This is a genomic window from bacterium (assembly GCA_029210545.1).
Lineage (GTDB): Bacteria > BMS3Abin14 > BMS3Abin14 > BMS3Abin14 > BMS3Abin14 > JARGFV01.
This window is the reverse complement of the sequence record JARGFV010000108.1, coordinates 1-8150: the sequence shown is the minus strand read 5'-3', so window position 1 is coordinate 8150 and position 8150 is coordinate 1. Positions and strand designations below refer to the sequence as shown.

General features: G+C 59.5%; 6 protein-coding genes. 4 read left to right on the top strand and 2 right to left on the bottom strand.

Features of this window, described 5'->3' with window-relative positions; genetic code table 11:
* Nucleotides 1-535: 535 nt before the first annotated feature.
* The gene (locus tag P1S46_10235) at nt 536-2209 is read left to right on the top strand and encodes an ethylbenzene dehydrogenase-related protein (protein ID MDF1536857.1); all 1674 of its coding nucleotides are present in this window, start codon (nt 536-538) and stop codon (nt 2207-2209) included.
* A 36-nt stretch (nt 2210-2245) separates the two neighbouring features.
* Nucleotides 2246-2473, top strand: coding sequence for a hypothetical protein (locus P1S46_10230; protein MDF1536856.1), 228 nt, complete (start codon nt 2246-2248; stop codon nt 2471-2473).
* Nucleotides 2474-2533: 60 nt separating this feature from the next.
* Here the strand turns inward: P1S46_10230 and P1S46_10225 are convergent, their stop codons facing one another.
* Together P1S46_10225 and P1S46_10220 are read right to left on the bottom strand one after the other, a co-directional pair.
* Nucleotides 2534-2719, bottom strand: a complete 186-nt coding sequence (locus tag P1S46_10225) for a hypothetical protein (protein MDF1536855.1) — start codon at nt 2717-2719, stop codon at nt 2534-2536.
* Nucleotides 2720-3292: 573 nt separating this feature from the next.
* A complete protein-coding gene (locus tag P1S46_10220; GenBank protein MDF1536854.1) occupies nt 3293-4258 on the bottom strand; it encodes a transglycosylase domain-containing protein in 966 nt (321 codons plus the stop codon).
* A 676-nt stretch (nt 4259-4934) separates the two neighbouring features.
* Between P1S46_10220 and P1S46_10215 the strand changes: the two genes are divergently transcribed.
* On the top strand, nt 4935-6947 hold the full coding sequence (locus P1S46_10215) for a DUF2339 domain-containing protein (protein MDF1536853.1): 2013 nt from the start codon (nt 4935-4937) through the stop codon (nt 6945-6947).
* A complete protein-coding gene (locus tag P1S46_10210) occupies nt 6944-8101 on the top strand; it encodes a hypothetical protein (GenBank protein MDF1536852.1) in 1158 nt (385 codons plus the stop codon). Before P1S46_10215 ends, P1S46_10210 begins: the two co-directional genes overlap by 4 nt.
* The last annotated feature ends 49 nt before the right edge of the window (nt 8102-8150 follow it).

The window sequence follows — 8150 nt, the reverse complement described above, 5'->3', positions numbered from 1 at the left end:
TGGCGTCGATGCCGAAAAGTCCAGGTACCAGGACCGGCGTGTCAAAAACAGACCCCTCAGACACCCCGACCGGAGGCTGGCCCAAACCAATCGCGGATTTCGGGTCCTTGCACCCTCTTTCCTTGGGGTGTATTCTGGTATTAGTGTGGATGGGTGCATTTCTGAATACATCCTGATCTTTTTTCCCTGAGCTTCCCCAAGCGACCCACGGAATCCTCCTCTTTCTTTCGGGGCGCCTAATGGAAAACCATTATTCAGTAACTCTCACGACGAGTCCGGTTCCCTCTCCGTTATGTGAACATGGTCAAAAAGCTGCATGCCATCTGGCGTTCATTTTACACAGACACATGCCATGCCTGGGACGGTTGATGGGGATAGCCGGTCACGCGAGGTCACTGGATGAATCATGGCACTGGACGGTTCAGTTCGAAAGACCTCCCCCCTCACATCCTCAAACATTAATGATCTCCTCCTCGAAAGGCAGATCTCCAAAACCGAAAATCCATTTTTCCTGAACTTTATCAAAGGGGGCAAGATGACTAACAGAAAGACCATAAAAAATGTGCGGACAGGCATGATTCTGTTCTTATCTGTATGCCTGATCATTGTGTTAGGCGCTTCGATCGTAACCGTTTCGGCATCGAGCCAGAAAATTCCCGCCGAGGTGCAGTCGATCATCAACGAGCGTTGTGTGCGTTGCCACACTGGCGCTCCGGCATCCCATGTCCAGGAACACCCAGGCATGGTGAACCAGTGCGGCTCCTGCCACGTCCCTGTGCAGGTGGGACACGACACCGAAGGCTGCGTCGAATGTCATGAGACACCCGGTACGACCCACTTTTTCCTGCGCGACGTGAAGGACCAGACTGTCCTCGCCGCCAATGCGGAGGGAAAGTGTATTAAATGCCATATCCAGGCTAAAAACAACATTGGCAAGGGGTACCCGGCCCTTGACAGCAATGCCCGCATCATAAAAGCGGCGGAAAAGGGCACCTTGAGATCCTGGATCCAAAGGGGGGGCTTCATGGCCAAGTACCTTTCCCCGGAGCAGGCGGCCACCGTCAGCAAATGGATCGACTCCATCGCGCAGAAGCGGGAACTTGGCTATGACCCCTATCTGCAGGCTTCCAGAGTCTCCAACCCTCCCGTAATTGACGGAGACGGTTCAGACAAGGCCTGGAGTTCGGCCAAATCCCACACGATCTCACTGACGCCGGCGCCTCCCTTTACCGATACGGACAGTGTCGAGTTGAAGGCTCTTTATGACGACACAAACCTCTACATCCTCGCGGTATGGAAAGATTCGACCCTGAGCATGACGCGCGCCGGGTCATGGAAGTGGATGAAGACCGGATGGATGCACCCTGAGGCCGCTGGGGAGAACGACAAACAGTCCGAGGACAGGCTTGCCATACTCTGGAACATGACAACCCCGGACTTCCGAACCGTATACGGGTGCGCTGTCAAGTGCCACGGGAACGTTCCCGGATCGTCGGAATTCACGGACAAGCAGGGATCGAAGATGGACATCTGGCACACGAAAGCCGCACGGGGAATGGGCGGAATCAGTGCCCAGGAGATCGCGAAACCCAAGGTTGCCGTGAAGGACGACAGCTACGAGGCCACTGCCGGTGAGATGGTCTTTAACGGCTGGCTGGACGACAAGTACCTCGTCTGGTACATGGACCTGGAAGACGGTTACAATCTCGAAGATTCCGGCCGCCGGGGTGACAAGGGGCAAAGCGCCTACAGCCACAACCGCAATAAGGCGAAGAACGCCCCTGCATTCATGGAAAAAGCGCCTGAGAATTACCCGGATGCCATGGTCCTGACCCAGTCCGAGGTGGCTGCCGGGGAGGTCCTCGTGGCGGATCCCGACAGTCCGGACTACGCCGGAGACAAGGCCGTCAATAAGGCGTGGCGAAAGTATGCCGCGGCCAAGGCCGTCGTTCCGGAACGGGTTCTCCGCCATCCGGCCGGGAGCAGGGCTGATGTGAAGCACAGCGCCACATGGAAGGACGGTGTCTGGGTCAACGAGTTCCAGCGCGCCCTGAACACGGGCAGCCCCGGGGACGACGTCATCTTCGATGACCTGAGCAAGGAGTACGAGTACAGTATCGCCGTATTCGACAACTGCGGTAGGGGTGAGATCCCACCCGGCCACAACACCTACGGCGATGGGCAGTACCAACTGCTGACTTTCAAATAGCAGTCAGTCTGATAATGTAAACAGAATTTCAAGGGGATGCCCGCACACAATGCGCGGGCATCCTTCAGTGGAGTCCTCGGTTTGTCCATCGGGCTGGCGGGAGCTTATGCCCTGGGGTCCATGATGGGGATCAGTGTCGTGCCCGATCCGTCCTTCATTCCGGTGGCGGTTCTCTTCTCCAGCCTTGTGGGCGTATTCTTCGGCTTCTATCCGGCCAGGAAGGCCGCCCGGATCGACCCCATCGAGGCGCTGCGCTACGAGTAACGGGGAGCCGGGGAGGAAACTGATCGGCAGGCGTCAGCGGCGGTGTGATAAGGTTTGAGATCACCCGCGCGCTTTACCCGGGCCGGGAACCGTGCTGATCAGCGCGGCGGCAAAAAATGCCAGGGCGGCCCCCAGGAAAAAGGCGGCCCGGACCCCAAGGGTCTGCCAAAGGTCTGTGAAAAAACTGACCAGCCCGAGGGCGATGACCGTGCGGGGCAATCCCGCGGTGATGGATTTCGGAAGCATACCGGATTATATCCCCCCTTCGGGTGCGTAGAAAGAAGAACGTACCGGGTGGAAAGGGGAAAGGGGAAAAGACAAGTGGAAAGTGGAAAGAGCGGAAGGTCTCGACTTGCCGACTGAGCAACCTTGCGAAAGAGCAAGATCTGAAGCTGAAAGAGCGTGTCCTGTAAAGGCGGCAAGAGCGGTCTCGTGCCCTTCGACAAGCTCCTCTCGACCCCTCGATAAGCTCGAGACAGGCAGTACAGGCAGGGCAGGCAGAGATCACAGAGAAAATCCAAACAGGACTTTGGTTTACCCCGTCACCCGCATTTCTCCGTGTCCTCCGATTTTCTCCGTGGTGAATGCTCTTCAGGCTTTGACGGCACACGCCAGAGTTCTCCCCCCCAGATTTCCGCCCTTCCCTGTGGCCCCCTGTGACGCGGCCGGGACAGGCCGCCCTGTGGTTCTCTGTGTCAATGCTTTTGAAGTTCTCACCTCTCCACCAAAATGTGGGCACCAGGTACGCATTATTGTGATGAACCGAAATATGAAACTGGTTTTCCGAGGTGGATCCAATGACCCAGCGGGCGGCACCGGTTACATGCCGGGGTCTTTACCCTGCGTGCCGATGGGGATCTGGCTGATGCCCTCCTCGAGATAGGGGCTCTCGTCTTCCGGGGCCGCGGCCTCCTGGCGGCCCTCGTCGGATACCGCGCCCCTGGCGTCGGATCCCGGGTCCTCGACCGAGTTGGACTCGTCGGTCCCGGTGAAGGTCAGCGGTTCTGCGTATGGGAATGACGGCTCGGCCGCCGGAACCTGGACCTGCGCCGCTTGGTACTGCCCGTCGGTGATCATGCGGCCCTTGAGCATCACGCCCAGGATGTGGTCCGAGCGCGCCAGCACCCTGTCCATGTTGCGGTCAGGGTCGAAGACCCTGGGCCCCGGCAGCATGGCAGCTAAAAAGGCGCTTTCGCGGAGGGACAGGGCTCCCGGCTCCTTCCCGAAGTGATGCCGCGCCCCCGCCCCCACGCCGTACACCCCGTTACCCAGCTCCACGACGTTGAGGTACAGCTCCAGGATCCGGTCTTTGGTCAGGGCCGCTTCCAGCCGCCTGGCAAGGAGCAGCTCCCGGACCTTGCGCCTTATGGTCTTGTCGCTGGACAGGAACAGGTTCTTGGCCAGCTGCTGGGTGATGGTGCTGGCCCCGCGTGCGAACCGCCTCTCCCTGAGGTCTTCCATGATGGACTGGCGCACCTCGAACCAGTCGACACCCCCGTGGGAGTAGAAAGAAAAATCCTCCCCGGCCAGGACCGCGTCGCGCAGGTGGGGCGGGATCTTTTCCAGGGGGGTCCACGAGGGGTTGCCGGGGCCGAGGGCAAAGGGCCTGCCTTCCCCGTTCCAGTCGCGCACCGTCAGGTTGACGACGGCGTCGGCCCCGGCCAGGAAACGGACGTCGGGCAGGTCGGAGGCGGCCAGGAATAGCCACCCCGCGGCGGCCAGTGCCCCCAGGGCCCCGGCCACAAGGAGAGAGGTCAGGAACTTTCTGCTTATCGATGTTTTCATTGGGGGAGGGTTATAGCACACCGCCGGAAAAAGGAGGAGGAAGAAAACCCGAAATCCGCGATTGGTTTGGGCCGGCCTCCGGTCGGGGTGTTCAGGCGGCCGGTTCTACTGTTGTGAGAGGCCGGGAGGTTCAAACGAGGGCTCGCCGTCCCTCCTTAAGCCCTCGAGCCCGACCGGAGGCGCCCAATCGCCGGATTTCGGGTATGGTTCCCCCCTGCCTGCGGCAGGCAGGCTCAGGAACACGGAATCCGGACGCGTCCGGATTCCGTGTGTAGCCCCGAAACCCCTTGTACGTCATGCGCGCCAACTTCTTGCCCGCCTTGATAGCCGTCGCTTCAATATCCACTGTGTATGACTCGTAACCATCATCTCGCGGTGACTGGGTCAGGACCTTGCGAATGACCTGATTAAGCCCATAAAGACCGCCGCTCACCAACATCCTGCGAAGCCAGTTACCAACAAGGTTTTTTTATCCCCAGAATCTCGAAAACCAGATCAACCGAGATTCTGGGGTGGAAAGGAGGAAAGGGGAAAGGGGAAAGGGGAAAGGCTGACCCCACCTGTTACATCCTGCTGTTTTTCCTTGACCCCACGGGTTGCCCCTAAGGATTATTGCCTGTCCGGATTTTCGTGATATTGTGTTTCGCGGTGTGCCATTCCCGAGGGGGGGGTGTTCATGCAATGTTACCGTTGCAGGGCCGAGGTCGAGGCCGGCTCTTTCTTTTGTCCTTTTTGCGGGGCGCCGCTGGCGCCTGTCGATCCCGTTGACGAGATCAAACAGCTGGTCCGGTCGACCCGGGAGGAGACCGCCTCCCTCCTGTCCAGGCTGGATCTTATCCAGGAGCGGTTCGAATCCCTTCAGCAAACAGATACAGGTGTAGTGGCGCCGGGGGAACCTTCCGTGGCGGCGGAACCGCCCCGCGTGGAAGAAAGATCCGAACCGGCGCCCGGATACGGTCCCCCCGTTTTTGAATCCCGGACAACGGAAACACAGGTTGAGGAGGCCTCCCCGGATCCATCCTCCGGAATGGACTTCCTGGCGAAGCTGTTCGGGTCCGAGGCGGTCCCGTCAAGGAAAACAGGGCTGTCCGAAGTGCACTTCGGACAGAAGTGGCTGCTTATCGTCGGCATCGCCATCATGGTCCTCGGGATCGGATATTTCCTGAAATACTCCTTTGACAGGAACTGGGTCGGACCTGCCGGCCGGGTGGCCATGTCCTATTTCGCCGGAATGGCCTGCCTCGCGGGAGGGGAGTTTTTACGCCGTCGGCTGACGCGCATGTTCGGCCTTTACCTGACGGGCGGCGGTATCGCCGTTCTTTACTTCTCGACCTTCGCGGCGTTTCAGATCTACGCCCTCATGAGCCATGTGGCCGCCTTCGGGATCATGATCATGGTGACGGCTCTCGCCTGCTCTCTGTCACTCTTCTACGACGCGAGATGGCTCGCCGTCCTCGGGATCATCGGCGGATTCCTCACTCCCGTGGTGTTGTCCACCGGCGTGGACAACCAGGTGGCCCTTATGACCTACATGGTCATGCTCAACGGCGGTATCCTGGGCATCGCGTTTTTCAAGCGGTGGGCGCTGCTGAACCATCTGGGGCTGGCCAGCACATGGATCCTGTTCGCGGCCTGGTACTTCGAGCACTACGCAATGAGCAAGTTCTGGCCCACCGTTGTTTTTCTCAACATCTTTTTCCTGATCTACGCGGTCGCGCCCTTTGCCTTTTACTTCATCAGGGAGCGGGTTGAGGAACTCACCGGTTTCGCCCTGACCATTCCCAACGCGTTTGTCGCCTTCGCGTTCTCCTTCGCCACCATCGCGGAGTACTATTCGCGCCCGGCGGTGAGTATCGTGACCGTCGCCTACACCGCCGTCTTCTCCGTTATGGCCAGCTACCTGTACAGGAAACAATCGGGAAACCTCGAGCCGTTCATCCTGCTCCTGGCAAAAGCCCTGGTGTTCCTGGTGATCACGGTCCCGGTCCTCTTCTCGGACCACTGGATCACCGTGTTCTGGATAGCCCAGGCGGGAGGCATCATCTGGGCAGCCCTTCGCCTGAACAACCGGTGGCTTTACATCGGCGGCCTGGGGCTCCTCGCGGCGGCCGCCGTAAAGTTCCTGCTTTACGACTACCCCGGCGTTTTCCACCTGGCGGAAGGGATCTACTTCCGGATGCCCTACGGGGAGATGATGCCCGAAAGGTGGCTGACGTCGGCTGTTGTGGTGGCTGCGCTGTACACCATGGCGAGGCTCACCCGGGGGTCGGACCTTTCCCGGGACATCTTCCAGGGTTACGATGCCGTCGTCCTGAACCTCTCCTTCACCATCCTCCTTTTTATCGTGCTCAACGTCGAGGTGAGCGGTTTCTTCGAGGACAAGGCTCCCCAGGCGCGTTTCGCGTCCATATCGGTCCTGTGGGCCCTCTTTTCCATCGGTCTCATGGGCCTCGGTTTCGCGTTCAGGAAAGGCTTGATGAGACGGGTATCCATCGGTCTTTTCGCGGTCACCGTACTGAAGGTTTTCCTGGTTGACATGTCAAACGTCAGCACCCCGTTCAGGATCGTCTCGTTCATTGTCCTCGGCGTTCTGCTCATCGGCGCCTCTTTCCTTTACCACAGGTACAAGGGACTGATCCTTTCCGAGGACGAGGCGGAAGGTGAAGCCGGGGAGGAGGCTGCCGGATGAAAAAGATGGGGAACCTGCTGTGGTGCCTGGTCCTTGCCGCGGCTCCGGTCCACGCGGGATCGGTCCAGCCGTCGCAGTTCAGGCACATGGTCGACATCGGGGACGGTTTTACCCCCGATACGCCCGCCAGGCTGACTCTCACCGAGGAGGTGCTCTCGAAGACGGCCAGGGCTTTTTCGGACCTGCGTCTCTTCGACGACACCGGGAACGAGGTCCCCTACGTCATTTACGAGGAGATCGTGCCCGGTGAGAGGGAAACGGGCTTCGATTTCAAGGTCCGCTCCTTCGACGATACCGGGGACAAGGTGACGGTCCTTGTCGAGCGGCCTGGAAAAGAGAAGGCTTACGACCGGATCGAGATCCTGACCCCCGCCCGGGATTTCAAGAAAAATGTCGGGGTGTACTCGTCTCCGGACACGGGGGAGGACCTCCCCGGGACATGGCGGAAACTGGCCGATGACACGGTCTTCGATTTTTCGTCCCGGATCGATCTCAGGAAAACGAGGTTCGGGATCCCGGGCACCTCATCGCGCTATCTCAATCTCGTTTTAACCGACGAGAGGCAGGTCGGTGAGGAGGAAGGATCGATCCGGCTCGAATACGACGGCCTCCGGTTCGAGGTGGGCGGCCTGAATGATGAACCGTTCAGGATCGACCGGATCCGCGGCTGGCGGGGTGAAAGCAGGGCGGGCGAGCCCGTCCTCGACAGGAAGATCATCAGCCGGCCCGGGCACATCATCGACGAAAGGGGGGATTCGATCTACGACCTCGGGCCTGTCAACCTTCCCGTTTCCCGGGTAACCCTCAGGGTCGACAGGAAATACTATCACCGCCGCGTGGAGCTGATGGGAGCCGACAGCGACAGCGATGAGAAATACGTTCGGGTCGGTTCCGGGACGATATACAACATCCCCGGACCCGACTACGAGCTGGCGCAGGTTGTCAGAAGCGAACACGGGAAACTTTCGAGCTACCCGGAGCCGGCCCTGAAAAACGTCAGGAACAACCCCGGGTTTATGGCCGGCAAACCGGAATCGACGAAGGAGATCACGGAAAATACCGCTTTCAAGATCGTCATCCTGGTCCTCGTACTGGGGCTGGCGTGGTGGCTGTACCGCCTGATGAAGAAGCTGCCGGTTTCCGTAAACAAGTAAAGGCGGGATCATGGACTCTGGTGCATCCGACAGCCCCGGATCAGGCGCA

Excerpts from the sequence above, each read along its gene's own strand:
- P1S46_10225 (MDF1536855.1), bottom strand. The coding sequence starts at position 2,719 with ATGCTTCCGAAATCCATCACCGCGGGATTGCCCCGCACGGTCATCGCC.
- P1S46_10235 (MDF1536857.1), top strand. The coding sequence starts at position 536 with ATGACTAACAGAAAGACCATAAAAAATGTGCGGACAGGCATGATTCTG.
- P1S46_10215 (MDF1536853.1), top strand. The coding sequence starts at position 4,935 with ATGCAATGTTACCGTTGCAGGGCCGAGGTCGAGGCCGGCTCTTTCTTT.
- P1S46_10220 (MDF1536854.1), bottom strand. The coding sequence starts at position 4,258 with ATGAAAACATCGATAAGCAGAAAGTTCCTGACCTCTCTCCTTGTGGCC.
- P1S46_10210 (MDF1536852.1), top strand. The coding sequence starts at position 6,944 with ATGAAAAAGATGGGGAACCTGCTGTGGTGCCTGGTCCTTGCCGCGGCT.
- P1S46_10230 (MDF1536856.1), top strand. The coding sequence starts at position 2,246 with ATGCCCGCACACAATGCGCGGGCATCCTTCAGTGGAGTCCTCGGTTTG.